The 25910-nt window shown below is 53.6% G+C and carries 20 protein-coding genes; 8 read left to right on the top strand and 12 right to left on the bottom strand.

Annotation, left to right across the window (positions count from 1 at the left end):
* Nucleotides 1–271: 271 nt before the first annotated feature.
* The 4 genes from L6D75_RS09765 to L6D75_RS09750 all read left to right on the top strand — a co-directional run bounded on the left by L6D75_RS09765 (nucleotide 272) and on the right by L6D75_RS09750 (nucleotide 5477).
* Nucleotides 272–1255, top strand: a complete 984-nt coding sequence (locus tag L6D75_RS09765) for an AAA family ATPase (RefSeq protein ID WP_176513906.1) — start codon at nucleotides 272–274, stop codon at nucleotides 1253–1255.
* Nucleotides 1256–1278: 23 nt separating this feature from the next.
* Nucleotides 1279–3693, top strand: a complete 2415-nt coding sequence (locus L6D75_RS09760) for a S8 family peptidase (protein WP_176513908.1) — start codon at nucleotides 1279–1281, stop codon at nucleotides 3691–3693.
* A 229-nt stretch (nucleotides 3694–3922) separates the two neighbouring features.
* Nucleotides 3923–4882 carry a hypothetical protein gene (locus L6D75_RS09755; protein ID WP_176513911.1) on the top strand — a complete coding sequence of 320 codons (960 nt, stop codon included), beginning with the start codon at nucleotides 3923–3925 and terminating at the stop codon, nucleotides 4880–4882.
* Nucleotides 4883–4964: 82 nt separating this feature from the next.
* Nucleotides 4965–5477: a hypothetical protein gene (locus tag L6D75_RS09750; protein WP_176513912.1), complete on the top strand. Its 513-nt coding sequence runs from the start codon at nucleotides 4965–4967 to the stop codon at nucleotides 5475–5477.
* Nucleotides 5478–5608: 131 nt separating this feature from the next.
* On the opposite strand, the gene L6D75_RS09745 is transcribed toward L6D75_RS09750, so the two are convergent.
* Nucleotides 5609–6025: a hypothetical protein gene (locus L6D75_RS09745; RefSeq protein WP_176513914.1), complete on the bottom strand. Its 417-nt coding sequence runs from the start codon at nucleotides 6023–6025 to the stop codon at nucleotides 5609–5611.
* Nucleotides 6026–6115: 90 nt separating this feature from the next.
* Here L6D75_RS09745 and L6D75_RS09740 point away from each other — a divergent pair, with 90 nt between their 5' ends.
* Nucleotides 6116–6391, top strand: a complete 276-nt coding sequence (locus tag L6D75_RS09740; protein WP_176513916.1) for a helix-turn-helix domain-containing protein — start codon at nucleotides 6116–6118, stop codon at nucleotides 6389–6391.
* A gap of 588 nt (nucleotides 6392–6979) precedes the next feature.
* Here L6D75_RS09740 and L6D75_RS09735 read toward each other — a convergent pair.
* From L6D75_RS09735 to L6D75_RS09720, 4 genes are all read right to left on the bottom strand, one after another.
* A complete protein-coding gene (locus L6D75_RS09735) occupies nucleotides 6980–7510 on the bottom strand; it encodes a hypothetical protein (RefSeq protein ID WP_176513918.1) in 531 nt (176 codons plus the stop codon).
* Between the two features lie 95 nt (nucleotides 7511–7605).
* A complete protein-coding gene (locus L6D75_RS09730; RefSeq protein ID WP_176513919.1) occupies nucleotides 7606–8274 on the bottom strand; it encodes a DUF3313 domain-containing protein in 669 nt (222 codons plus the stop codon).
* Nucleotides 8275–8317: 43 nt separating this feature from the next.
* Complete coding sequence (locus L6D75_RS09725) at nucleotides 8318–9619, bottom strand: OmpP1/FadL family transporter (protein WP_176513921.1); 1302 nt, start codon at nucleotides 9617–9619, stop codon at nucleotides 8318–8320.
* A gap of 83 nt (nucleotides 9620–9702) precedes the next feature.
* On the bottom strand, nucleotides 9703–11448 hold the full coding sequence (locus L6D75_RS09720; RefSeq protein ID WP_236193513.1) for an alkyl/aryl-sulfatase: 1746 nt from the start codon (nucleotides 11446–11448) through the stop codon (nucleotides 9703–9705).
* 596 nt (nucleotides 11449–12044) lie between these two features.
* Between L6D75_RS09720 and L6D75_RS09715 the strand changes: the two genes are divergently transcribed.
* Nucleotides 12045–12449: a glycine zipper domain-containing protein gene (locus L6D75_RS09715; RefSeq protein WP_176513923.1), complete on the top strand. Its 405-nt coding sequence runs from the start codon at nucleotides 12045–12047 to the stop codon at nucleotides 12447–12449.
* A 364-nt stretch (nucleotides 12450–12813) separates the two neighbouring features.
* On the opposite strand, the gene L6D75_RS09710 is transcribed toward L6D75_RS09715, so the two are convergent.
* Genes L6D75_RS09710 through L6D75_RS09700 form a run of 3 tightly spaced genes read right to left on the bottom strand, consistent with a single transcriptional unit; the run spans nucleotide 12814 to nucleotide 15804 of the window.
* The gene (locus L6D75_RS09710) at nucleotides 12814–13452 is read right to left on the bottom strand and encodes an RraA family protein (protein ID WP_176513924.1); all 639 of its coding nucleotides are present in this window, start codon (nucleotides 13450–13452) and stop codon (nucleotides 12814–12816) included.
* Nucleotides 13453–13478: 26 nt separating this feature from the next.
* A complete protein-coding gene (locus L6D75_RS09705; protein ID WP_176513925.1) occupies nucleotides 13479–14453 on the bottom strand; it encodes a hydroxyacid dehydrogenase in 975 nt (324 codons plus the stop codon).
* Nucleotides 14454–14463: 10 nt separating this feature from the next.
* The gene (locus L6D75_RS09700) at nucleotides 14464–15804 is read right to left on the bottom strand and encodes an MFS transporter (protein ID WP_176513926.1); all 1341 of its coding nucleotides are present in this window, start codon (nucleotides 15802–15804) and stop codon (nucleotides 14464–14466) included.
* Nucleotides 15805–15908: 104 nt separating this feature from the next.
* Between L6D75_RS09700 and L6D75_RS09695 the strand changes: the two genes are divergently transcribed.
* Nucleotides 15909–17498, top strand: coding sequence for an IclR family transcriptional regulator domain-containing protein (locus L6D75_RS09695; protein ID WP_176513928.1), 1590 nt, complete (start codon nucleotides 15909–15911; stop codon nucleotides 17496–17498).
* An 882-nt stretch (nucleotides 17499–18380) separates the two neighbouring features.
* On the opposite strand, the gene L6D75_RS09690 is transcribed toward L6D75_RS09695, so the two are convergent.
* From L6D75_RS09690 to L6D75_RS09675, 4 genes are read right to left on the bottom strand one after another with little or no spacing between them, the layout of a single operon-like run.
* Nucleotides 18381–18773, bottom strand: coding sequence for a hypothetical protein (locus L6D75_RS09690; RefSeq protein WP_176512214.1), 393 nt, complete (start codon nucleotides 18771–18773; stop codon nucleotides 18381–18383).
* A gap of 2 nt (nucleotides 18774–18775) precedes the next feature.
* Entirely contained in the window at nucleotides 18776–20986 is a 2211-nt protein-coding gene (locus L6D75_RS09685; RefSeq protein WP_176512213.1) for a hypothetical protein, read from the bottom strand.
* The gene (locus L6D75_RS09680; protein WP_176512212.1) at nucleotides 20983–22572 is read right to left on the bottom strand and encodes a site-specific integrase; all 1590 of its coding nucleotides are present in this window, start codon (nucleotides 22570–22572) and stop codon (nucleotides 20983–20985) included. The genes L6D75_RS09685 and L6D75_RS09680 overlap by 4 nt, the downstream gene beginning before the upstream one ends.
* Nucleotides 22547–23836 carry a site-specific integrase gene (locus L6D75_RS09675; RefSeq protein WP_176512211.1) on the bottom strand — a complete coding sequence of 430 codons (1290 nt, stop codon included), beginning with the start codon at nucleotides 23834–23836 and terminating at the stop codon, nucleotides 22547–22549. Before L6D75_RS09675 ends, L6D75_RS09680 begins: the two co-directional genes overlap by 26 nt.
* 145 nt (nucleotides 23837–23981) lie before the next feature.
* On the opposite strand from L6D75_RS09675, the gene ettA reads away from it, so the two are divergent.
* Nucleotides 23982–25676 carry an energy-dependent translational throttle protein EttA gene (gene ettA / locus L6D75_RS09670; protein WP_176512210.1) on the top strand — a complete coding sequence of 565 codons (1695 nt, stop codon included), beginning with the start codon at nucleotides 23982–23984 and terminating at the stop codon, nucleotides 25674–25676.
* The last annotated feature ends 234 nt before the right edge of the window (nucleotides 25677–25910 follow it).

Genomic DNA, 25910 nt, shown 5'->3' with positions numbered 1-25910 from the left:
TCATCGTCCTCGCAAGCAAAGCCGCTCGTCGACTGTCATTGAAAATCCGAGCTGAGGCTTTGGAAATACTGGACAAATAGCCACCCTAGGCGATACTCTTGCAGTAGGCTTAGTGTAAGAGTTTTTAGAGTTTGCACTATAGTGATTATTGGAAAGGAGTCCGTTCATGTTAGCTCTCATTGATTCAGCCTGTTAGTTGTACTGCTTAGGGCAAGAATTGGTTTCATGAGTTGACGACTCTGAGAAACAACCTAATTGCAGGACCTATCAAATGGCTAACGGAAAAATACTACGGCAGCTCTTCAAGGCCGGAACACTCGGGGATCAGGCGGCCTTCCGTCGTGCTTCGGAAGCTATTATCGAAGAAGAGCGGCAAAAACAGCACCACCTTCTGGCCAATGATCTGGAACAGATTCTTTACGGCGGCGACATGCATGTTCAGTCTGCACGTAAACCGCAATTTACCGCTGACATTCCTGTAGATAAGGAGCGTGGACTTCCGCTTCTCGATATTAGGCCGCCCAAGCGATCGCTCGAAGAGATCATCCTACCTGAAAGCAGTGCCGTCATGATCGAGGAGATGCTTGAGGAGCATCGCCGCTCTGAGGTCCTTCGCAGCTACGGTATGAAGCCCTCAGGCAAGGTCATTTTCTTCGGTCCACCAGGTTGCGGTAAGACTCTTGCGGCCGAAGTGATCGCCTTCGAGCTGGACCGGCCATTGGCTATCGTGCGGCTCGACGCACTGGTGTCGTCGTTCCTCGGAGAAACTGCCGCCAACCTGCGAAAGGTGTTTGAGTTCATTTCGAAGCATCAGTTGGTTGTTTTGTTTGACGAGTTTGATGCGATTGGCAAAGAGCGTGGTGATAGTTCTGATCACGGTGAGCTCCGCCGTGTGGTCAATGCTGTATTGCAGATGATGGATGCTTACGATGGCCAGAGCCTCATTTTGGCAGCGACCAACCACGAAAGTATTCTTGACTCAGCAATTTGGCGCCGGTTTGATGACGCCATTGAATTTCCACTTCCTGATAGAAAACAGCTTACCGCATTGTTGCAGCTAAAGTTGCGGGGTATTCGCCGACAATTTGAGCTAGATGACGGCGAGTTGCTGGCAGAGCTTGAAGGGAAAAGTGGTGCCGATGTCGAACGAGTTGTTCGGCGTGCCATTAAGCGTATGATATTGCGAAACCAAGAGTTCCTCACCATCAAAGAGCTTCGTAGTGCATTGGTGCGAGAGGGGCTTCGAAAACACTGATCCGCTGCAGTCAAGGATGATGAATGGCAACGTACAAGCACCTGAGCTTTGAGCGCGAAAATCTCGACAATGCCCGCCGGACAAAAAATCCGCCAAAGTTCGCCAAACGAGGTGACTTGCGCGGGCATGGTCAAAAGCTGAACGGCTACTTCGCCACTGCCGCAGGCATTGCGCGCCAGCAAATTAAGTCCGCAGAAAACTCCCCTTTCGTGCTTAAGTTGCAGTATGACGGCGCGATGACCTTCGAAAATCTCCAAAAGCATGGCTTGGAGTTCATCAGTCAGGAAGGCAAGCAGGTGTGCGTCGTGTTCGCCACCGAGCAGGGCTTAGCGGTTTTCCAAGACCACCTGAACAAGCTCGGCGTCCTGGGTCAAACCGTAAGCTATAAGCAGATTCTCGAAGCCATCGAGGGTATTGATGCCTGGTCTGCAGAGGATAGGAAGAGCTGGGCGCTGCGCAATCTTGGCCTCCCAGATGGCGAGAACTTTAAGCTGGATGTTGAGCTATGGCCTCACTACGTCATGAATCATCCAGCGCGGATTCGCCTCGTCACGGGTTTTGAGAAATGGTTGGAAGAGTCTGGTATCCAGACTGTGCACAAGCTGAATTACGACAGCTTGGTCATGTATCGCGTTGAAACTACTCAGGCGCAGGCTGACCTGCTTTTGAATCACAGCGATGTGCGTCTGGTCGATCGGATACCGCAGACCGGCATCACTTATGCCCAGCTGAACCGAGATATATCTGAGCTTCCAGGCAACATTCCGCAACCTGCCCTCGAAGCAGCACGAGTATGCATTCTCGACAGTGGGATCAACACCAACCATCCACTTCTTAGATCCGCAATTGCCGAGAGTGAATCATTCGTTGAAGGCCAAGACGAATTCGATGAAGTGGGGCACGGTACCGCTGTAGCCGGCATCGCTCTGTATGGTGACGTTGAAGCTTGTGACCGCAGTAACTACTGGCGGCCGGAGTTTTGGCTCTATAACGGCAAGGTCATGCGGAAATGCCCAGATACCGAGAATCCTATTTACGACGAGCACACCGTTGAGGCCACTCTGACGGAGGCTGTTGAGCACTTCGTAGGTTTAGGGTGCAGAATTTTCAACCTTTCATTGGGGAACAGTAATGCTCCCTATGACGGCAGCCACGTTCGCGGGTTGGCTTACATCCTGGATGTGCTTGCGCGTAAGCACAACGTCCTGTTCGTAGTCTCGACCGGTAATTTCATGGGGTCATCTGACCCTGCTGTACCTATCAATAGCTGGCGCGAAGAGTACCCCGAGTACCTGTTGCACGAGACCAGCGTCATCATTGATCCAGCACCGGCAATGAACGTGCTAACGGTCGGGAGTATTGCTCGACACGATGCTACCGTGGACAGTCAGCGTTATCCTGAAATTCATCAGCTATCTCCTTCCTGTGAGAATCAGCCATCGCCATTCACGCGTCATGGCCCGTCGGTTAAAGGCGCGTTGAAGCCGGAGCTGGTGGCTCATGGAGGAAACCTGGCGTGCCCGGTGCATTTCAGGAATAGCCAGTGGAAGACGGAAATGCGCGGCCTGGGTGTTCTGACCTTGAACTACCAGTTTCAGGGCAATACGCTGTTCAAAGAAATCTGCGGTACGAGCTTCTCTGCCCCCTACATCACCTACCTTTCCGGCCGTTTACTCAATGAATATCCGGACGCCTCGGCTAACTTGCTTCGAGCGATGCTGGTGAATCATGCCTCGCTGCCGAGCGAGATTGAGACCACTTTCTCTGACGAAATGAGGAAGGGATACAAGGTCAACAAAGCCACCTATAACCGTGAGATTTCTCGCGACGTTGCCGGCTATGGGCAGGTGAACGAAAGCGATTTGTTCCGATCCTCGGATCACTGCGTCGTGCTAATGTGCGAGGAGACGATTGAAAAAGACGCCTGTCAGTTCTTCGAGTTGCCACTGCCAGCGTCTTATCTGCGCAAAGCGAGAGGGCTGAGGGAATTGAGCGTGACTCTCGCTTATTCGCCAGCTGTGAGAACCACGCGGTTGGATTATCTTGCCACGCAGATTAGCTACAGGTTGGTCAAAGGTAAGTCGCTTGATGAAGTGCAGGCTCACTTCAACAAGGAAAACCAGGACGAAGCAGAGACACGAAATGACGATGCAGCGACCAATCGGGATATCTCTGCGCAGCTGAGAAGCAGAGGCACTGTGCAGTCCTCAAAATGGACCTTTAAGCAGCGCAATCCGGACGAGAAGTGGTTCGTGGTGGTAATTCGCCAGGATCGGGAGTGGAATCATCCGGATGTGCTGGTTGAAGAGCCCTACGCGCTTGTAGTGACGGTGTCAGACCGCGATAACGAGCAGGCACAATTATACACCGAGATTCAAGCCACCCTGGCTCTGCAGTTGCAGACAAGAGAGGAGGCACGTCAGCGGGCCGCGATATAGTTTGCAAAGCGAGAGCGTCTAGCCAGAGCTCTGTTGTTTACGCTTAGTTGACGGGGCCACCACACCAACTGAAGTACGCATTATGGTGGCTCCTCCTAGTTGCTATTTTGAGAGTAAAGGTTGCCCAATGCCGGTAGGGCACCCGCTTGTTCTCACCAGCTCTATCACATTTAATGGGCTACTACTATGATTGTTGGCTATATGTCGCGAATAGCATGAGGGAGTTTCAATGGCGGGGTTGTGGGAACCAGTCAACGGTGTGTTTACAGCCTCTGCATCGTGGGGAACGAAATCGGATTTTTGGGATAAATTCGAATGGTTCCCGTTCATTATGACAGCTACGGCAGCCCTCATTACAGCGTTGATCGGTGCGTGGCTTGGTGCTTGGGCAGCTCAGCGAATTGCGGGTAGGAGCAAACTTCGCGACGAATTACAGAAAGAGCTGCGGAGCACCAATACTGGTATTATGCTGGCGCATACGATTGCTAATCTTGCTTACGCACTCAAGAAGCAGCATATCAAGGCAATGAAAGAATCGTACGATGAAGACTGCAAAGCCTTCGAGCTTTACAAGCAAAAAGTGGCTATGGGCAACGGACCAACTGCTTTTCAGATGGCGCCTAATCTTAATCGGCTGGATGAGATCACGCCACCCATCTCAGCCCTTCAAGATATCGTAATGGGAAAAATATCCACTACAGGACGAGCTATCGCGTCGGTTACAGCATTAGCTGATGCTGTGAAAAATTTGAATGACGCCCTAAAGGGGCGGAACGAGCTTATCTTAATAATCAAAGAGGATAGGCTGCCAGCGGGAGCAGAAATACATCACTTTTACTTTGGCATTCCTTATGCGAAAGGTAAGGCTAATCTAGAGTATGGATGCTATGTTCAGGCGCTATCATTGTATACAAATGATGCAATTTTTTTCAGCATGAAGCTTTGTGACGACCTTCGAAAACACGGCATTCACGTAGCCAAGAAATACAAGAAAGAGTTTCGGGAAGAGTCTCTAGGTGTTAGTAGCTTCGCCTGGGAAAAGGCGGAGCAGGAAGGTTTGTTGCCGAAGGACGAGGACTACGAAAGCTGGTTGTCAGGATTCCAGTCCGCGCCGGAGAAGAAAACATTTAATAAATCGCAGCGGCTTAAGGATTTTTTTTCAACTATTCATCGCCAGCGTGGAAGATGAGAAGCTCCGAACACTTGAGAATTTAGGTGGGCGCTTCCTGACTTCTTGTAGATCATGAGGAATTTGATGGGGTGCGAATAATATGAATGAAGAGGAGCAGGTGCGCGATGTTTATGCTTACTATGGATTGGCCATGTACTGGTCTCAATGTGTAGAGCAGTCCATGTTTATTCATCTCATGTTTTTGGAGTTTTTTCCTAAAAAGCTGAAGGGGTTTAGTAACGCGGCTGAGTGGGCTTCGGATTTCGACAGGTATGAGGAAGTCGAACTCGGTAAAACTATGGGGAGACTGCTTCAAAAGCTCAAAAACGAAGGGCAGCCCACTGAAGAAGTTTCGACTCTACTTGGGTCGGTGTTGCAAAGGCGGAACTGGCTTGCACATAGTTATTTTTCTAGTAGAGCTATCGAATTCATGCATGAGTCGGGTCGCTCCGACATGATAGAGGAATTGCAAGAGGCGACTGAGCTTTTTCGTGAGGCTGCAGCTAAACTTGATTCGATCACAATGCCAATAGCCCGACGATATGGCTATACTGAGGAAATGGAGGCTAAAGCCAAGAGCGAAATGTTCGCAGAGTTTCGCGCTAGATCATAATCCTTGGGTGTTCCAAGTTGGCCGCATAAGTAGTGATTTTGGTGGATCATAACGCCTTTGCGATTTAGTACATGCTCACAGGTTAAGCTAGGGCGTAGCTTTGCAATTCGCGGTTATAGATGACGGTCACGTCATTCTGCGCGATATATTATCCGCTGATCGGGAAGTGACGTCTGCATCCTGACCGGTTCCTCGTAGTGCAGGTCGTTGGCAAGCTTGATCATGAACATTGGTCGTTCATCTTGCTCACTCAATTCGATTGCCTGAACAGGCACCATGGACCACATTCCGGAGCCATCCTGGCTGGGCAAAACGCTCATGATGCGCGTCACGGTTGCGCTGGCCGGAAGCCCTTCCAGCAGCTGACGAAAATGCTCCACGCACGAAACTAGCATCATGCGCTGAAAATCGAAGCTCTCATCTAACTGGGTTATGCACACATACAGCCAAGGTACGGCCAGCTCCTGCTCGACGATCGCCCATTGCCTGCTGCCGTCAGCGAATCGCAGGTTACCGCGTAGCTCAGCGCCTGGATGGGTCACGAACATACGGGCTACCTCGAACCAAAAATGAACACTATAGATTGTAGTCCTTTAGTGTTCAATGACGCTTCATCGTTCCTTTTGCAGGAGTCGCAAATGGAACTGAATGATGCTGTAGGTCAGGCATTACGCAATGCTCGCCTCCGCAAGGGCTTTACCCAAGAGGACTTCGGCAGCATCAGCAGTCGAACCTACATTAGCTCCCTGGAGCGAGGTATGAAAGCTGTAACGGTCAACAAGCTGACCTCAATTGCAGAAATGATCGGCGTGCACCCACTTAGCATCTTGGCCGAAAGTTTTTTGCTGCAATCTGGAGGCAATTTGGACGAACTATTGGCTCGCGTTAGGGGGGAAATTCTTGACAAGGGCTGAAGCTTCGCCAGCTTAGCGGTACCTGAGTCATGACGAACTACAACCTGAGCCTGGACCTATCCCAGCGGTCACGGCACCGCCATGGCCGGTAGGAGGGATGTCGGACAGGCGGTGTGATTTGAGTCTTAACCGAATGGCCCAGATATCTTTCAATCGGAGCGGAGCTTTCTACCCGACCAATTTTTCCTTTGTCCCAAGCTGATGGCGGCTGGTCGTAATGGCATTCATGGCTTGTCCTCCAGGTGCGGGAGGACAAGGATGCTCAGCCCGATCCAGAGGCGCTAACCGACCCTATGCGGATACCCACTCAAGTAGCACTGTTTCAGACAGAATAAGCTCCGAATAGCACATGACTTGTCGATTAAGCGGGGACCTGTGGGAGCGGGTTTGACCCGCGAACACCGATGGAGCCGGTGCCATTACCGCGTTGAATTCTTCGAGGGTAAACCCACTCCCCACAGGGGTCGCTCAAGCCTGGCGACAGGCAGCTTCGGGTCGAAAGCAGCCATCTACGACTGGCAGCTATCGACCCATAGCGGACGTTCGAGCATCCCCCTGAGAATTCTCCCTGAACCAGTGACTGACTCCTCAGCTGCCCTCCGTAGATTCAGCCGTTTTTGGCGGCAGTGGGCCGATGAACATCATTTTCAGTCGATCACGACCAATCACTCGTGCCAATTCTGCGATGACGCAGTACATGAAGATCAGGGTAATCAACAGGATCTGAATCGCCCAGAAGCGTGGCCAGTTCATCGACGACCATAACAATGTATTGGCATCGACGAACCCGGGCGCCTCTTTCCAGTAATCGTACAGTCGCTCTAGATAGTGAACGATCAGGGCTACCAAGGCATACATTGCGGTTTTCCAGGCGACGTTCCAGATCAGGGGCTTGTCGGGAAATCGATTGATGAACGGCAGCATGTCAGCAACGAGTACCGACTTGCCGAGGACCATGGACGCGATCAGCACGGAAGCTGAAACAGGCAACTCGACCCCTGAGCCCTTGATCATCAGTGCACGAATCAGCGCCACGATGTGCAGGATCACAAAGAAGAACAAGGTTGGGGGAAGTACCTTCATGAATTCATGTTTGAGCTTTAGCAACACGGTACTCATTGTCGCACCTCCAGTAAGTGAAGCGTCTCACTTGAAGACTACTCAAAGCCTCTAGGTCCTCCTGCCGCAGCCGGCACGCCAGGAGGACATACGAGCTATTTTTTCAGCGCCTGGAATGCATTGACCATGTCTCTCGCCCAACCATCGAGCACCACGCGAGCATCCTTGGCCTGCATTACTTGCGAGGAGTTTTCAAGATCGGTACCGGCGCCTTTGCGTACCACCTCGGCGACGACTTCATTGGAGCGACCATCGATGAACGCAGCCTCGGTGGCAACACTGGTGTCTTGGTCGCGGATACCGGTGGCCGTGCTGATACCAGCAGCGACCAGCGCGATCGGAATCACTTCATAAGGACGCAGCCCCTTGGTTTTGGCACTTACCCCTGTAATTGCCGGACGTACCACCAGCACGCCTGGTCCTGGGCTGGTGGCCAACGGCAAGGCTTTGGAGAACTGGGTTTTCAACGCCTGGTCGTAGTACTGGGTAATCCCGGTCAACGTTTGCTGCGGGATCTTTTCAGTTGGCTGTGGCTTTGGGTAGTACTGGCTGGGCTCGACATACACACTGCTGAACTGGCTGACATCAACTCCAGGCTTGATCCAGCGCATGACCGCCGCGCCCGATGGCGATTTATCCTCCTTGAGTTTGCTGTAGTCTTTCAGAAAGCCCGAGTACTGGTCCGGCTCCACGTACTTGCTGGCACAGCCATGCAGCAGCAGCGATGCGAGGCACACTGTTGCAACCAACGATTTGCTCTTCATACAGCCTCTCCTTTGCGGTAAATGGTCTTCAGCGTTCAATGCGTCAGAAGCGCCATGTCACTCCGCCGCCAATGATGTGCAGGGCGGCATTGTCATAACTGCCCGACAGGGAGTTGCCGGAGCGCGCTTTGGTCTGCTCTACGTCCATGTCGCCGAGCCAGACCAAGGTGTAGGCCACATGCAAATCCAAGCCTTCCTCGACCTGGTAGTTCACCCCGGTCGCGAAGCGCCAGGCTTCCCCCATCGGGTTGTCGACAGTACGATCCTTGTCATCGACAGCCGAACTGTCGTAGCCCACGCCGAAGCTCCAGCGCAGTTGTTTGCTCATCTGGTACTGAGCACCGACCGAGGCATGCCAGGTGTCCTTGTATTTGCGGTCGACCGTGCGGCTGACGTCTGCGGCGTTGGCGTCCACTTCCACGCCGATATCGCCGAAGTCGCTCCAATCCTGCCAACCCAGACTGCCCAGCAGGGTCCACTGCTCATCGAGTTGGTGGGCCACGCTGAAAGTCACCGTCTGCGGAACATTCATGTCCAGTTCCAGGGTATCCACGGCCAGGCGGTTCAGTGCAGCGTTGATGATCGGGTTGTTGATGTCGCTGACGTGCGGGCTGTCCTCGAACTCCAACTTCACCTTGCTGGTATAGGCGAAGCCCAGGCGCGTGCGCGGATCAAGCTGGTACATCAGGCCCAAGTTCACGCCCATGCCGAAGTCGGTGTCCTTGTACTCAAGCTGGCCGTCTGGGCGGTCAACCAGCCCCAACAGGCTGTTATCGATGGCCATCTCGGTACGGAAATAACCAAGCATCATGCGCGGGCCGATGCCTAGAGTGAGATCGTCGGTAAACCTGTAGGCAAATGTTGGTTGGAATGACACTCCGATCACTGCTGACTCCTGGGTAAAATAGCGCCCAGTCCAGTCATCGTCATAATCCAGGGCCAGGCCGAAGTTCCCGTACATGCCGAAACCGATGGCCGAGCGCTCGTCGATTTGATGGCTGATGAAAAGGCTGGCCCCCGGCAAATACTGCAAGGCGTTGCCGCCCTCGTTGCCATCAAACTGGTTGTTACTGCCACGGGAGAAGCCAATGTCTCCGAAGATCACCTGTGCATTGGCGCTGATCTGCGTGCCAGGTAGCAGCGCGATGCCGGCGGGGTTACTCATCAGCACACTGGGATCTGTCGCTAGCGCCGCCGAGCCGGCGTTGGCCAAGCCGTTGCTTTCCTGTCCGGCCTCATATATGAAGATGCCGCCGGCCAGCACATTGTTGCTGTGGAGCGACAAACAAAGCAGTGTTGCGGGCACCAACCTTTTTGCAAGGTTGACTGGAGATGTCGTGCTCATAGTCCCTTACTCCACACTTTAAAAAGAGCAGGACACCGAATAATCGGTGTCCTGCTTGACGCCCAACTGCGTCAAGGGAGCAATCAAGGTGTGACTATCGGGAACCAGAAGTCGAAGTTGTCCATGTAGCTCATCAACTCCTCAAGCTTGCCCTCGTTGCCGTTGACCTTCACGTCGCCTTTGCTGACCGCGTCTTTCAGCGTGGTCTGCTTGAGCATGATGTTGTTCAAGGTGTCGCGGGTCAGAGTAATGGTCGCGTCGGCGTCTTTGGCTTGCATGCCTTCGGTGTGATTGAGTACACCGTTGACCATCTCCAGCGTGTACTTCTGCTTCAGGTCGGTGAAGTCCAGGTTCAGGGTGATGTGCTTGTCGCCCACCTCAGGCCCTTTCAGGCGCATGGCCAGGAAGTCGAAGAACAGGTCTAGGTCCATTGCCTTGACGGTGTCGGGGCTGGCGGTGTCCGGGGTTGGCAATTTCTGCACGCCGTTACGCAGCTCCTGGGCACCGGTCAGGTAGAAGTTGCGCCACGGGCCGCTCTCGGCCTGGTAACCCAATTGCTCCAGCGTGTCAGCTTGCAGGTTCTTCGCTGCCTGGTTGCTTGGGTCGGCGAACACCACGTGGTTGACCACCTCGGCCACCCAGCGATAGTCACCCTTGTCGTAGTACTCCTTGGCCTTTTTCAGCACTGCGTCGGCACCGCCCATCATGTCGACGTAGCGCTTGGCTTGCTCATCCGGCGGCAGCTCCCACAAGGTGGCAGGGTTGCCGATGAACCAGCCCAAGTGCAATACATAGGTGGCTTTGACGTTGTGGTTCAGCGAGCCGTAGTAACCACGGTTGGAGAAGCGGTTGGCGATCGACGGAGGCAGCTTCACCTGCTCGGCGATCTCGGTCATGGTGTAGCCCTTGTTCGCCAGACGCAAGGTCTCGTCGTTGATGTAGCGGTACATGTCGCGCTGGGACGACAGCTGATCTTTTACTTCCTTGTTGCCCCAGACCGGCCAGTGGTGCATGGCGTACATCACCTGTACGTCATCCCCCCACAGCTTCAAGGTTTCGTTGAGGTACTTGGACCACGGCAGCGGTTCGCGAATCTTCGCGCCGCGCAGCGAGTAAGTGTTGTGCAGTGTATGGGTAGAGTCTTCGGCGGTGTTGAGAGCCTTTTTCTCCTTGATGTAAAAGAGCATCTCCGCCGGCGCCTCGCTGCCTGGCGCGTAGAGGAACTCGTATGTCAGACCGTCGATCACGTGCTTCTCACCGGTTTTCTCGATGATGTCGGTCGGCGGGATCAGGGTCACGGTACCGGCGGAGGTGGTGGTCCCCAAGCCTGCACCCAGCTGACCGGTTTCATTTGGCGGCAGCAGGTTGCCGTACATGTAGCTGGCACGACGGCTCATCGCGGTACCGGCCATGACGTTCTCGGCCACGGCATGTTCGAGGAAGCCTTTGGGAGCGTAGATCTTGACCTTGCCGGCTTTGACGTCGTCCTCATTGATCACGCCGCGCACCCCGCCATAATGGTCGACGTGGCTGTGGGTGTAGATCACCGCGACCACCGGCTTCTTCGGCCGATGCTTGTAGTACAACTCCAGGGCCGCCTTGGCGGTTTCCGAGGAGATCAGCGGGTCCATGATGGTGATGCCTTCCTTGCCCTCGACGATGGTCATGTTTGACAGGTCGTAGTTTCGCACCTGGTAAAGACCGTCGGTTACCTCGAACAGGCCGGAAATGTTGATCAGCTGCGACTGCCGCCACAGGCTCGGGTTGGTGGAGGCCGGTGCTGTTGTACCTTCCTTAATGAAACCATACTTAGCCGGGTCCCAGATCATGTTGCCGGAGGGGCCCTTGATCGGCTCCGCAGGCAAAGGAGCGATAAAGCCCTTGTGGGCCAGCTCGAAGGAAGTCTTGTCGTTAAATGGCAGTTCCTTTAGAAGCGCGTCGTTAGCCGCCTTCGTTGCATCTGTGGCTGGTTTGGCCTTTTCTTCCGCCCACGCCTGCGAAGCAATGGCAATGGCGCTCGCCAGGAAGAAAGTCGAACTGAGTTTCCAGAGTCTGCCCGCCGACACAGAGCGGCCGTAGGTGCCGAACGGTTTCGCGAATAATGTCATTACAAGCTCCTTTTGAGTGGACACGCTGTACCGGTTCGGCAACTGCCAGCGAAAGATTCTTGCTGCTTAGATAGGCTAGCTAGGAATTTGGATTAGTCCAAACCGCGATTAACTGCGCCCCCATGAGCGGGCGAGCCCGCTCCCACAGCTGCTTTGAAATTCAACAGAACGCATAACCAGGCAGAAAATTGCTGGACAGACGGAGACCTTTTCGTCAATTGATTGATCGAGATTAAGGCACCACCGACTACACATTGACCCGATCATATCGGCGCCACAGACTTTACTTCTCTCATGAATTTTCGGAGGTCTGTCCGATGCGTAGATCATTGTGTGTCGTTGCGTTGAGTCTTTTTGTATCTCTTTATGTATTCGCCGATGAAACAACTAATACGGCTATTGGGGGAGGGCTTGGCGGCGCCCTCGGAAGTGTTGCAGGCCAGGCCGTAGGTGGCAGCACAGGTGCCGCAATCGGCGCAGGTATCGGTGGTGCAGCCGGCGGTGCAATGACGGCCAAACACGGCAACAAGACAGAGTCAGCTATTGGAGGAGGGCTTGGGGCTGTGGGCGGTCAAGTAATTGGCAACAGCGTTGGTGGTTCTACCGGTGGCTTGATCGGCGCAGGACTGGGAGGTGCGGCGGGAGGTGCAGTTGGCAACAGTTTGGCCAACGATGATGGACATCGCCACAAACACAATCATAAAAATAAGCATGGGCACTAGCTGTCCCGTAAGGCTGCTATGGGTCGAGACCGGTCATCAACGACTGACAGCTATCGACCCTAAGCGGCCTCTTGCGTTGGCCAGCATTCGGCCTAATGCGCGGCATTGATCAGTGCTTGGATTTCAGTGACCTGCGTGTATACACTCACGACGGACAAAACCGGGGGCGATTCACTGCCCTCAGGTGAGCGTGATTTACGACCTGTTGATGTGGTAACCAATACGATCGTGTCGGGATCGACCGGGCAACTTCTCGTTATCGAAAGCTGATTCACTCAGCAGATAACGGGGGTGTAGATAGCGGCCACTCGGTGCGGAAATGCCGAGGCGTGGGAGGCCGCTATCTACGAAGGGTTATGTGCGTTTAGCGTACGCTTGCCCGTACTTTTTCGCGGAAGCTGTTTTCGTAGCCGTCCTGGAGCTTCACCCTCTCGGCCAAGTTTGGCAGGAGGCTGCGAGCAACTACGATGATGCCATCCCGGTCACCGATAATGGCATCACCTGGATAGCAAACGACATTACCGCAGGCGACTGGAACGCCGACCTGGCCTGGGCCCCATTTTGAGGGGCCTGCTGGGTTTACTGCACGGGCGTAGATAGGCAGCCCCATGCTGTCGAGTTCTTCAATGTCACGTACCGCGCCATCGATGACGACCGCTGCAACCTGCTTGGCTAGGCAGATCTCACCGAGCAAATCACCGAACACTGAGCGGTTCACTTCGCTGTTGCCGTTGATGACCAGTACATCCCCTGGCTGTGCCTCGTCCAACGCACGATGGATAGCGAGATTGTCACCCTCGCGAGTGTTCAGCGGCAAGATGGTGCCGAAGAACGTAGATTTACCGGCGGTGTGGCGAATAGCCGAAGCCATCATGCCCATGCGGTGGAGTACGTCGCCGATGAGTGCCACCGGGTAATGCGAGATTTCCTCGATCAACGTCAAGTCAGCTCGCTCCCAGGTGGCATTAACGGTGATCGACTCATCGGACACATTGATGAACATTGAATACCTCCAGTTCGGAAAAAGGCTTAGCTGAACGATTTCGGCACAGGCTGGTTGACTGGGTGAGCAGGTGCTTCGCCCTTGAGTACGGCGGCTATGGCCTCCAGTGCGCTCATGCCTACGCGCATCAACGATTCATCGGTCTGGCCGGCGACGTGGGCAGTGACGATCAGGTTGGGCGTGTTCGCGATGTCCGGCGTGGTATGGTCGAACGGCTTGATCATGTCGATGTTCTCGGCAGCGAGTACATCAGCCCCCGCGCCAGCCAGCTTTCCGCTCTTGAGGGCGTCGACCAGTGCTTGCTCGTCGACAACACCACCACGACTGGTGTTAATCAGCATTGCGCCGTCTTTCATCCTGGCGAACTCAGGTGCTCCGATCAGGTTGCGAGTGGTTTCCAGCAGAGGGACATGCAGGCTCACGACATCAGCCGTAGACAGGAGGGTGTCGAAGTCTACCCAGCGGCTGTCTGAGCTCGGGTCGATGGCGGGGTCGGTAAATATCACTTTCATGCCGAAGGCTTCAGCAACAGGTGCAACGCTGGAGCCTATGTTGCCGAACCCCACCAGGCCCAAAGTGCGTCCTTCGAGTTCGATACCGGTCAGCGAAAGGCGGTCTTCTGCCCAGACCCGATTGCGGGTTTGTTCGGATGCCAGCGGCAGCTTGCGGCACAGCGACAAGAGCAACGCGAAGACATGCTCAATCACGCTGCGCTGGTTTGCACCTGGAGTGTTCGTGACCCAAACCCCGTGGTCGGCGGCTGCTTTGTAATCGACGTTGTCATAGCCGGCGCCATGGCGAGCAACAATCCGCAGCTTGGGCGAGGCAGCGATCATTTCAGCGCTGATGTGGCCGCCACGCAAAAACACGGCAGCCACCTGATTACGGATTTCTTCATACCCAACGGCATTAGGGCCGTAGCCGAGACGCACTTCCCCGACATCCGAAAGTCGGCTGAGGATTGTTTCGTGAATGGGGCTGGTGACGTAAATGAGAGGCATGCGGTAGTACTCAGGCGAATTGATGTTTTTTGTCGTCGGCAGCTGCTTGGCTGCGGACAGTCCACAGCACGATCAGGCCCAGAACTCCGGCACCGCTCAGGATGAAAGCGGGAGCCGTCTGGTTGCCGGTGGCGCCGATCAGCCAGGTCGCCATGAAAGGCCCAATGCCGCCGCCGATAACGGCACCGACGCTGTGGCCAAAGGCGACCCCGGTGTGGCGAACGTGGGTAGGGAAGAACTCAGGCATGACCGAGTAGGTGCCGGCCAGGCAAAGCGCGTAAGGAATCATTCCCAAGGCCAGACCGGCCATGGCCATGCTTACCTGGCCTTGCTGCATCAGCAGGAACGATGGAACGGAAAGAACGGCGTAGCCGAGATAAGCTAGGCGGAGCACGGCTTTACTGCCAATGATCGACCCGAGGTGACCTGCTAACGGAATCATCAGGGCTGCAAAGCTGACAGCCACCAGAACGATAGTGGAAGCCTGTCCCTTCGAGTAGCCGAGGATTGAGCTGAAGTACGCAGCGATGAAAACGGTGCCGATGTAGGTGCCGATGTTCTGCACTAGGGAGATCATCATGACCTTAGTGAGCGGGCGCATGTAGTCGCGCACGAGCTCAGCGAAAGGTGCGCTGTGTTCTTTGTTCTCCTCGGCTTTTTTCGATTCGAATTCCGGGCTGTCTTCGATGCCCAGGCGCATCCACAGGCCGATGATGCCCAGCGGCAGTGCCAACAGGAACGGAATACGCCAACCCCAATCAGCCATCTGTGGGTCGGTCAGCCATGCAGCTGCAAGGCCGGCGATGGCTGCGGCAAGACCTTTACCAAACTGAGCAATCGACGGCAGGAAAGAGATGTATAGCGAGCGACGATTGGCTGGAGCCCACTCACGGATGTAGCTAGCCGCACCGCCAATTTCCCCGCCGGCAGAGAAGCCCTGCAGCATGCGAAGTGCAACGAGGAGGATGGGGGCCCAGACGCCGATTTGCGCATAGCCAGGCAGCAGGCCGATGAGTGTCGCAGCAGCCCCCATCAGGGTGATGCTCGCGATCAGGCTAGCGCGGCGTCCTACCTTGTCCCCCAGCCAACCGAACGCTACAGCGCCAATCGGGCGGACGAGGAATGCAGAGCCGAAAACCAGGAAGGTATTGAGCAGGCCTGTTGTCGGGTCGTCTGATGGGAAGAAGACCAAGGCAAGGGTGGCAGCAAGGTATCCGTAGATGCTGAAGTCGTAATACTCAACGAACGTCCCGAATACCGCAGCAGCGGTAGCCTTCTTGGCTTTGGTCTTGCGTTCGATTCCAGGCTCAGGCATAGCGACGGACTCCGTCAACGTATTGTTGTTATTCATAGGTCACTCCACTTTGTGGATCACGTCCATTCTTTAAAAAATGGGACAGTGTCCTGTTTTGTTTTTTTAAGAATCCTCGCGCCCAGCGTTATTGTCAACAGGCGGTGATTGCCCTGCGGCTCGAAACCGGCACAAAATGGAGCCTTCTTGATGCTCAGCAAGCTGATCAAATGCCTATCGCGCCCTCTCAAATTCTGGCTTCCAAAGCCCCTGCAGCCACATCCAGCCACGGTCGATTGATTGAGGTAATGGATGCTTTGGTCAGACGAGCGGATGGAGACGCGTGGGGCGTAAGAGAGCTAGCCCACGATCTTGGAGAGAGCAGAAGTACCGTCAACCGCATCTTGGTGGCCTTGGTTGACCGAAATTTTGCGGTTGAAGAGGGGGTTGGAAAGTATCGAGTGGGCCCGCGCTTCAGGGTACTGATGCACGCCTTGAATAATCGCAGTGCTTTGGTGAATACAGCTCGGCATCTCCTCGATGGCTTGGCGGAGAGTGCAAAGCAAGCAGCCTTACTGTCGGTCTATGCGCCGCATTTGAACGGCTACTACGTTCTTCACTGTGGTGAAGCCCCGGCCACCTTGTTCTTCAGACCGAAGAGCGGAAATCCCTTCCCCTTGGAGTTCGGAGATATCGGTAGAGGGTTCAGTGAGTTCCTTCGAAAGCATCCGTCGCCGGATGACATCCCACCTCGCCAAACACCGATCGAACCACCCCAAAGCATCTCGGAGTCCGAGTTTCCCTCAGCGGTCTCCATGGTGGTGAGGAGGTTGGCACCGGGGCTGGTGATTTCGGTATCGCTTCACGATCTTGGGGGCCTTGATGCCAAGGTACGACATGCCGCCCGGGCCAAACTTGATGAGGTTGCTGATCGGTTATCACAGGCAGTAGGCGTGTCGGATAGCTTCGGTCGTGAGGTAGTCAGCGATGGAGACAGTGCTATTGTTGCCCGGCTTGAGGGGCTGCTGCAGTTGGTGTGCGCGGAGCCCAATGGGTACAAATGCAGATTGGGCATGGCCGCCCAGTTGCAATGCAATGCGGCAACTGCCAAGAAAATTATTGAATCTGCCACCCTTGAACGTTTGATCCATATCGACGGGCAGGTGATTTACCCGGCTGCCCGGCTACACCAGTGGGCTGCACTACTCAGCAATGAAACCTACTCTCCGGTGAAGCTCTGCAAGTCCATAGTCGATTCTCTGGTGAAGGAAACGGGAGAAACAATCGCGTATCTCTCGTTTGACGGAACTACCTCCAAAGCCCAGTTCCTTGATGTTACTCAAGGCTGGAGGCCTATCCAGTACAAACTGGAAACTGGGGTTGATGTCCCGCTGTATGCCGGTGGCGCCGGTAAGGCTGTGCTGGCCCACTTGCCAGCAGATTTTGCTGAGGGCTTGAAACTGGAGAAACTCACCGATGCGACAATCACTTCGCACTCCAAGCTTCGGGCTGACCTTCAGTCGATCAGAGAGCGAGGATGGTCGGTGGGTGATGGTGAACGGGTTCTAGGCGCCTTTGGTATCGGCGTTCCGATTTTCATCGATGGGCAGATTGCTGGCTCAATCTCTGCGACGATACCGCAGTACCGCAAGGAAGACTGTGACGTACCTTCCCTGATAGAGAACATGAAGCAGGCCTCAAGGCGCATAGGTCACCTGCTTTCTCTGGGAGGAATGGGGCGCGTTGGCCCCTGAAGCTCAAAGGGGATGCCCGTAACGGCAACCAAGCGATCATCTATTGCTCTTCAGATGGGGGCTTTAGGCCGATTGCTGCATGTCTCTAACGGCGGCTGTGGGTCGAAAGCGGTCCGTCGCGACTGGCTACTCTCGACCCGAAGCTGCCTTTGCCTGCGGGCAGTTAACGGCCAACAGCTGTCATCCGCCGCGGGCAGCGAAGGCCGTGTAAACCACTTTTTTTACCTGTAAACCTATGTGGTTTACAGGTAAAAAAAGTGGTTTACAAGCTGCATCCCGCAGGCACTATTTCAGCTGGGGTTGGCTTGCTCACGGACCTTTCTGCGCTTCGCATACTCACAGCTTCCCGAGCATTTTACGGGGTATTTTACAGAGAACCTCAGTTGTGCCAACGCAGCAGCAGCCGAGGCGCGCACGCCATGCTCAGCCCCTTCAATAGCGCCAGGTTGATCCAGTGGAACACCAAAGCATGAGGCGTGTCTGTGAAGCCTAGAAAATACGCCCGTTTAAAATTTTTTTTAGAGGGACTTTATTTCGCATTACAGGCCGATCATACGGCTTAATTCGCATGCTTCAGAGCTACGATTCCTCCGTTCGCGATGGCGCAGAGCGCTCTTAAATCACGTAGGTAATTCGTCAATAGTTCAGTAAAACCAATTCTCATGGGCGCTGTGCAAATCAGAGGCTGTCCGGCGGGCTGTTGTCGCGAGGCGAAATTACGCACCTTTGATTGAGAGCGGTTGCACGCTCGGACCCCAGGTCCTTCACCATTCAAAGGGTTAGCGCGAAAGTCTCTTGATCTCGCCCAGCCTCTATGGATCCTGGTTGATCTGACGCTTAGCCGCGGGGCTGAGTTGCAATTTCTAGAGCTCGGCTTCCTCATTACTTTTTGAATTGAATCAGTGGCCGATCTAAGATTGATTGAGATAAACCATGCATATCAGCGTTTGCCTGCCATGTGAGGAAGCGGGTAAGAAGCTGCTGATTGATAGCCTTTAGCTGCTGATTAGCTTCAGTCAGCTTTTCAATACGCTCGTTTGCAAGATGAATGTCTTTAATCCACCCAGGCTTCTCAGTCGGAGCCTTGAGTGCAGCCTTACGATACTTCATTGCCATATTCACCGCTGGCAATTTCATTAAGGACTGACGCGCGCGACTGATATTGAGCTTCTTTTTGCAAACATCTACTAGAAGGGGCCATGTTAACTTTGGCTCTGCCCAGTCTTCAATCAGCTTAATTATGCGAACTTCGTCATTTTTTGTTAAGTGTCCCATTGCTATACCTCAATATTGTCCAGCATGGCTGACAGATCTTTTAACGATGGCAATGCCGTTTGTGTCGGCTCTGTTATTGATTTTGCGTCAATCAATCCTGCCATGGCGGCAGCATTTTTTGTCAGGTTCCAACCGTTATCGCTATTCCACACAATGTCGCCGTTTTTGAGCTCAGGGTTTTCTAAAACTTTGATCAATGCATCGCACTTGAGCAGGTCCAATGCTGTTTTTTTGCACCATTCAGATGCGCCAAAGACCTCTCTGGCTTCAGCAGCAACCGCATGCGCATAACGCTGTTTCAGATATAATCTCTCCTCTTTCAGGTTGGCTAGCCTTACATCATCACCTTTGATGCATCCCAAGTTTCCACAAGTTAGACATGCGCCCATTTTAGGGCAAGGCTCACTCTCAAACGAGTGAATGCACAGGCCTAGGTGAGTTCTATGTATAATGCGATCCTGATCGCTTTCGCTAAGATCAACTAGCTCGCTGAGCTTAATTGGCTGATTGGTCACAATTTTTTCAAAACACTTCGCTGTGTTGCTCTGCTTGGTCTTTGGGTGAACCGCCGCCACAGCCTGGGTGCGTTCTTTGATGCTTTCATGATTATAAACTGAACCCTGGTTAGTGCGTCCTGAAAATGCATCAATTAGCAGTTGTGAAAGTCCCGCCCGATGCATCTCCGTATTCAGCTCATGACGAAAAGCATGAGTGTTCACCTTGAGCTCTCCGTATCCGTGCCGCTGGAAGATGCTTTGCGAATGTGAAGCGCCTCCTAGCTGGGCCACCATCCGAACATGGCTGGCGGAGATTTCAACTCCAAAGTCCCGCTGCATTGCGACGGGGCTCTTTGTTTCATTGGGCAGAGAGCCTGTTCGCACGGTAAACAGCGCATCACGATACTTCACGCGCTTTTTACCGTCCTCAGCAGGTGTGGTAAAGGGAAAGTGCTTAGGTAGATATTTTTCACGAATGAGAATATTCAGTTTTCGTAACGTGATAACGGCTTTATCTGTAAATTCAAAGCGGTTCAGTTTACCGTTTTCATAGACACGCTGCCCTTTACTGATGTCCCAGCCTTCTCTTATTTCATCCAATACTGTCTGGGCGTCAGGGCTTAAAGCTCTGCGATTTGACAGGGAATTGAGCCATTGATCTTTGAAAAGTGTTCTCGCAGCGTATCGGCCTGTATAAATAATTTTCAGCGCTGCACAAGCTTCCTCATAAGATAATGGCTCATCTGGCCCCTTGATCGGTAAATCACTATGCGGCGGAAAATCATGAGGATGGTCCTCAAGCCATGCCGCATATGCTCGGGCTTCATCAGTGATTGGTATCAAGAGTTTTAATACACGTTCGATTGAGGATTCCATGCCTGTCACAACAGGCTTGGTAGTCGCTCCGAAACCTTTCTCCGCATACCAGCGGAGGAACATGCGTTGCCCGCCCTCAGCGTCAGTTTTGAAGACTACGCAGTCATGCTCAACATCGGCTAGCTCACCAATACGACCTGGTTGGCTAAGCAAAAGAGCGCAGGCAGAGACGGTTATGATGTCTAATGGGCTGGTTATGTCATTATTAAAAATTTCGCCTAAGGCTTGAATAGACTCACGGCTCGGTAGTTTTCGCTCGCTATTGGCCTGCTGCTCCTTTAACGTGCCTGAATCTTTGTACCGGAGCGGCGATACCCATCGAAAGGGCTTTGCGAGTAGCCCTTTGTTTCCCATGAATAAGACAATCTTCTCAAGATATTTGCTGATGCTGTACGCGCTATTGCCACGTGGGTAATCGATTGTCAGATGCTCACACGCTCTATTGCATACCGCCGCTGAAGTTTTTGTTACGTCACTAGTGCCTGTTAGTTCCAGGAGTGCGGCTTCAAGGATTCTGGTGCCATACAGCATATCTTTCGCTGATTTTTTTCCTTGAAATACTCTGTAGTGAACGATAATTGCTTTGGCGAAATCCATGAATGAGGATTGCATGAAAACTTTTGAGTTTGAATTTGTATTTCTGGGTGATTTATACGCAGTAAATGCGCAGCTGGGAATTCCTGAGTCATGCCATGAATCCATATCCCATTGAATGCCCGCGTGAACTCTTTGATAGGCAACTCCCTTGGGCAAAACTATCTGAGCCCAGATGATAAAGGCATCCAGTTGTGCCTTAGCATCGGCATGGTTGAGCGGTTTAAAATCGACGATAGTGCTCATTCGTAAGGTCCTACACTTATTCCTCGCGCGCGCTGCGCATTGCAATCAAGAATCACTTTGCGACAGGCAAGGATGGCACGGTCCCATAACACTCCGGTAATTTTGTCGTGATTGATGGTTTGCGCTCGGCGGCTTTCAAGTCGCGCAAGCGCGGCACTGTGATCCGCGTCAAGCAGCGGCTGGAATTTAATGCAGCCGTAACACGTAAACGGTGCATCCAGATAGCAGGAACTATCGGCGCCGCAGACGGCAAGATCCTCAATTTGGCGGTCTAGGCGTTGCCCATTTTTGGCGGACGCGCGATCCGGTACAATGGAGCCCTTAAAAGCTCCTACAACAAGTGCGAGATGATCACTCATCTTATCGTCTATCAGCTTCATTAACTCAGCTGATACCGCTCGATATTTTCGAACGGTCCGAGTGTTGGAATGCATGAGTGCGCTAGCGATTGACCATTCATCCAGCCCAGCATTCGAAAGATCGGTACCGAGTGTGTGCTTGAAGCGATGACCTCTGGAAATTTTCAAGGGCTGATGTGTACGCGTCGAGATGGGAAACCCCAGCATCCCTTCCATTTGCACTAACCACTCTCTAGCAACTCCGGCGGCGACATGGAATTTTGCCAGGGGAGAAAGCTCAAGATCTCTTAAATCAGGTAGGTCAACTATTACAGCGCCTAACCTATTACTTTTCTCTTCATAGGATAATTTTCGGCGAAAAAGAGGTACGTGCTTAATGGCCTTGTTCCACTCCGCCCTTCCGGGATACTCTTGCTCAAGGCTGGTTTGTATGATCGCCTTGTATGCTTGCACAGTATTATAAAGATCTTCGTCCAAATTGAAGATTTCGAATTTTTCTCGCCATCCAGCTTCATCGCCTTTTTGCTTGGCCCAGAATATTCGTATTTGGTAGCCTTGATCAGTCTTCATGAAATCATCAAAAACTACCATGCGAATCTGTGTCCCCCGCTGCCCGTAGATCATTAGCAAGCGCAGATAGAGGTAGCGCTCTGGATCCAGATTTCCATGACAGAACTGCTCATGCGCCCAATGATGCAGAGAGTCTTGTTCTACCTGCGTGAATGGGCCCTGTTCAGGATCTAAGCTCATGATGACATCATTTTTTATTCGCTTCTTTCTGGGGGTTGATTTATAAGCTTTTAGAAGAGCATGTGACGGACGCTGTTCTAGGGATTCACATTTTTGCCAAAACTCCATAAAACCGACAAGACTGGAGAACTCCCCCATGTTGAAGCGTTCGCGTAGATCTATCAGCTGATCATCGTTGAGGGGGTCTAGCCCGGCTAGAGCAGCGCGCGATAGGACAGACGTTACTACACCCATGGTTCCCTGGGAAACTTCTGCCATACGGTAGGCCAAGGCGGCGTGCAACCAACCTTGCCAATTATTAGGAACGCAAAAAATTGCGGACTGCCAATTGATTGCTGAGCGGCATGATCTATCCGGCCACCACATTGGCTGGGACGGAGTGAAAAAATCGCCGCATCTGGCAAGGCGTGGAGTGTCGAGCCAAGTGCTTAAACTGCTCTGGGTGGGTACTTTAAGTGCTGAAGTCGACGGATTCACTTTGTAAGCCTTCCTCGCGGTTTTTTGTATTAACGCTATCTCTGATAGTCTTGAATCTATCCGAGCGCTTTCTCATTGCTTTATTCGCTTCTTCTCTCCAGAATTTCGCTCCGTAAAGGCTGGGCATATGAGAACCATGGCTCCATCCGAAAGCATAAGTTAGTACTTTTTGCACCTTGGTTGTTCGGTCCTCGGGCGTAAGGATATCCAACTCATCCCGCATGCTTTCTAGAAGAGTGTAGACCGCATCATGACGCAACACATGGGGATGAACATGTGCCAGTTCCGGCACGGCTTTCCCAACCCGAGGTAGAATGCCATCAAGCGCTTTAACACTTAGTGGCTTGCCCTCATTCCGTCTATGAGAGACAAGCAGAAAAGGGTGTTTTTTCGCCTCAGACGTTTGCTCATTGGAAGTTCGATAAGTATCGATATATCGCTTAAGAGCCCAAGCAAGGTCGTCGCCCATCTCCAGAATACGCTCGTGTGTTTTGAATTGGGGGGCTAACGTGCGCGGATCAATTTCCTCATTTATGAGGTTGATTACTGAAAGCTCTCTGCTATGCCACCGGATATCTCCAACTTTGATCAAGAGCATTTCGGAACGGCGCAGGCCCATATCAATGCCTAGTAACAAAATTATATAATTTCGAAGTTTTATTGCTTTGTTAGCAAATGGGTTGGTTGCGCTTTCTGGATGCATAATTTCTAATAGGCGATCTCGCTCTGCAGTCGACAGGCCTTTGATGTCATTGTTGGAGGTCTTTTTCCAGGAAGGCTTGGCTGCTTTTATCTTCCTGTTAAGACGACTTACAATATCGTCTATTGCCGCTCCCCGTGTCGCTTCCTCACCAAGCTTGTCATAAAGAAATATTGTGTAGTCACGCACAGCTTCAAGTCTCTGCTGTGCGTGTGTGCTGCCAACTGTTGAGTAAGCCGTTGGTAACATGCGGATTCCAGCAAATTTTTTAGCGAGCGTCGACTTGTTAAGTGCAGCATCAGCGACAAAGCGGGAAATCTCGTCATCTGTAAGGTAGCGAGACGTTGGTCTCTCTTCCAAGCGGGCGATCAAATCGATCGACTCAAACTTTAAAAAATCTTCAAATAGCCCGATGTGTTCCAAATATTTTTGTTGCGTGTTTAATGCCCGTCTTGATTGCTCAAGGGTCACATATAGGTTCGGGTAGTAAGCAGGAATGTGCTCTTGCACCAATACCTTTCTTCTAGCACCATTGATCCTTATTTCTATGATCTGGTGACCCACGATTCTTCTCCAAAACATAACTTTTTTTGAGTATAGTAACGAATCGGTGCTGGCTCAAACCTAGACATGACTTTCACCAATTTTCAGTCGCAGGCTTGGAATCTCTCCGAAGCCGCGTAATCATTGACTCAAAGGTAATCCAAAGATGGCAAAAGGTGACAAACACGGCCAAACAGGTTCATACGTCTACACCATGCATCGGCTGAGCAAGGTCGTGCCGCCGAAGCGGGAAATTCTCAAGAATATTTCCCTGTCGTTCTTCCCAGGCGCCAAGATCGGCGTACTCGGCCTGAACGGCGCGGGTAAGTCGACCCTGCTGCGGATCATGGCGGGCGTCGACAAGGAATTCGACGGCGAAGCCCGTCCGATGCCCGACATCAACGTTGGCTACCTGCCGCAGGAGCCGCAACTGGACCCGAACAAGTCCGTGCGCGAAGTGGTCGAGGAAGCGGTCAGCGTGATCAAGGACGCCCAGGCGCGCCTGGACGAGGTCTACGCCGCCTACGCCGAACCGGATGCCGACTTCGACAAGCTGGCCGCCGAGCAGGCCAAGCTCGAAGCCATCCTGCAGGCCGCCGACGGCCACAACCTGGAGCGCCAGCTGGACGTCGCCGCCGACGCCCTGCGCCTGCCGGCCTGGGATGCGCGCATCGAGCACCTGTCCGGTGGCGAGAAGCGCCGTGTGGCGCTGTGCCGCCTGCTGCTGTCGGCCCCCGACATGCTGCTGCTCGACGAACCGACCAACCACCTGGACGCCGACTCGGTGGCCTGGCTCGAGCGCTTCCTGCACGACTTCCCGGGCACCGTGGTAGCCATTACCCACGACCGTTACTTCCTCGACAACGTCGCCGGCTGGATCCTCGAGCTGGACCGCGGCGCCGGCATCCCGTACGAAGGCAACTACTCGGGCTGGCTGGAAGCCAAGTCGGACCGCCTGGCGCAGGAATCCAAGCAGCAGAGCGCCCACGAGAAGGCCATGAAAGAGGAACTGGAGTGGGTGCGCAAAGGCGCCAAGGCTCGCCAGTCCAAATCCAAGGCCCGTCTGCAGCGCTTCGAAGAAATGCAGTCGCAGGAATTCCAGAAGCGCAGCGAAACCAACGAGATCTACATCCCGGCCGGCCCGCGCCTGGGCGACAAGGTCATCGAGTTCAAGAACGTCAGCAAGGGCTACGGCGACCGCGTGCTGATCGACAACCTGTCGTTCGCCATGCCTAAGGGCGCCATCGTCGGCGTGATCGGTGGTAACGGCGCCGGTAAGTCGACCCTGTTCCGCATGCTGATGGGCAAGGAGCAACCGGACTCGGGCAGCATCGAGATCGGCGAAACCGTGCAGCTGGCCTGCGTGGACCAGAGCCGCGAGGACCTGGATGGCGCCAAGACCGTGTTCCAGCAGATTTCCGACGGCTCCGACATGATCCGCATCGGCAACTACGAGATCCCGTCGCGCACCTACGTTGGCCGCTTCAACTTCAAGGGCGGTGACCAGCAGAAGTTCGTCAAGGACCTCTCCGGTGGTGAGCGTGGCCGCCTGCACCTGGCCCTGACCCTGAAGGAGGGCGGCAACGTCCTGCTGCTCGACGAACCGTCCAACGACCTCGACGTCGAAACCCTGCGTTCGCTGGAAGAAGCCCTGCTGGACTTCCCGGGTGCCGCGATCGTGATTTCCCACGACCGTTGGTTCCTGGACCGTGTGGCCACCCACATCCTGGCCTACGAGGACGACTCGAACGTGGTGTTCTTCGAGGGCAACTACACCGAGTACGAAGCCGACCGCAAGAAGCGCCTGGGCGATGCTGCTGCCCAGCCGCACCGGGTACGGCACAAGAAGCTGGCCCAGTAAGCCGGTTTCTGCTGCACAAGGATGGGGCCCTTCGGGGCCCCATTTTTGTGCCTGGCATAAAAGGGCAGTGGCCCCTTCGCGGGGCAAGCCCGCTCCCCCAGAAAAACCGCAAGATTCTTGGCTTGTGCCCGCCTCCCTGTGGTAGCGGCTTGCCCCGCGAAGAGGCCAGACCTGCAAACATAAGGCCTGGTGTTTTGTATACATTTATATAAAACGCACCAAATATTTTCAAAA

This window comes from Pseudomonas faucium, from assembly GCF_021602585.1.
GTDB lineage: Bacteria > Pseudomonadota > Gammaproteobacteria > Pseudomonadales > Pseudomonadaceae > Aquipseudomonas > Aquipseudomonas faucium.
This window is presented reverse-complemented; position numbering and strand designations above follow the sequence as displayed.

Coding starts and splice junctions, on each gene's coding strand:
- L6D75_RS09765 (WP_176513906.1), top strand. CDS start 272: ATGGCTAACGGAAAAATACTACGGCAGCTCTTCAAGGCCGGAACACTC.
- L6D75_RS09760 (WP_176513908.1), top strand. CDS start 1,279: ATGGCAACGTACAAGCACCTGAGCTTTGAGCGCGAAAATCTCGACAAT.
- L6D75_RS09755 (WP_176513911.1), top strand. CDS start 3,923: ATGGCGGGGTTGTGGGAACCAGTCAACGGTGTGTTTACAGCCTCTGCA.
- L6D75_RS09750 (WP_176513912.1), top strand. CDS start 4,965: ATGAATGAAGAGGAGCAGGTGCGCGATGTTTATGCTTACTATGGATTG.
- L6D75_RS09745 (WP_176513914.1), bottom strand. CDS start 6,025: ATGTTCGTGACCCATCCAGGCGCTGAGCTACGCGGTAACCTGCGATTC.
- L6D75_RS09740 (WP_176513916.1), top strand. CDS start 6,116: ATGGAACTGAATGATGCTGTAGGTCAGGCATTACGCAATGCTCGCCTC.
- L6D75_RS09735 (WP_176513918.1), bottom strand. CDS start 7,510: ATGAGTACCGTGTTGCTAAAGCTCAAACATGAATTCATGAAGGTACTT.
- L6D75_RS09730 (WP_176513919.1), bottom strand. CDS start 8,274: ATGAAGAGCAAATCGTTGGTTGCAACAGTGTGCCTCGCATCGCTGCTG.
- L6D75_RS09725 (WP_176513921.1), bottom strand. CDS start 9,619: ATGAGCACGACATCTCCAGTCAACCTTGCAAAAAGGTTGGTGCCCGCA.
- L6D75_RS09720 (WP_236193513.1), bottom strand. CDS start 11,448: ATGATCTGGGACCCGGCTAAGTATGGTTTCATTAAGGAAGGTACAACA.
- L6D75_RS09715 (WP_176513923.1), top strand. CDS start 12,045: ATGCGTAGATCATTGTGTGTCGTTGCGTTGAGTCTTTTTGTATCTCTT.
- L6D75_RS09710 (WP_176513924.1), bottom strand. CDS start 13,452: ATGTTCATCAATGTGTCCGATGAGTCGATCACCGTTAATGCCACCTGG.
- L6D75_RS09705 (WP_176513925.1), bottom strand. CDS start 14,453: ATGCCTCTCATTTACGTCACCAGCCCCATTCACGAAACAATCCTCAGC.
- L6D75_RS09700 (WP_176513926.1), bottom strand. CDS start 15,804: ATGAATAACAACAATACGTTGACGGAGTCCGTCGCTATGCCTGAGCCT.
- L6D75_RS09690 (WP_176512214.1), bottom strand. CDS start 18,773: ATGGGACACTTAACAAAAAATGACGAAGTTCGCATAATTAAGCTGATT.
- L6D75_RS09685 (WP_176512213.1), bottom strand. CDS start 20,986: ATGAGCACTATCGTCGATTTTAAACCGCTCAACCATGCCGATGCTAAG.
- ettA (WP_176512210.1), top strand. CDS start 23,982: ATGGCAAAAGGTGACAAACACGGCCAAACAGGTTCATACGTCTACACC.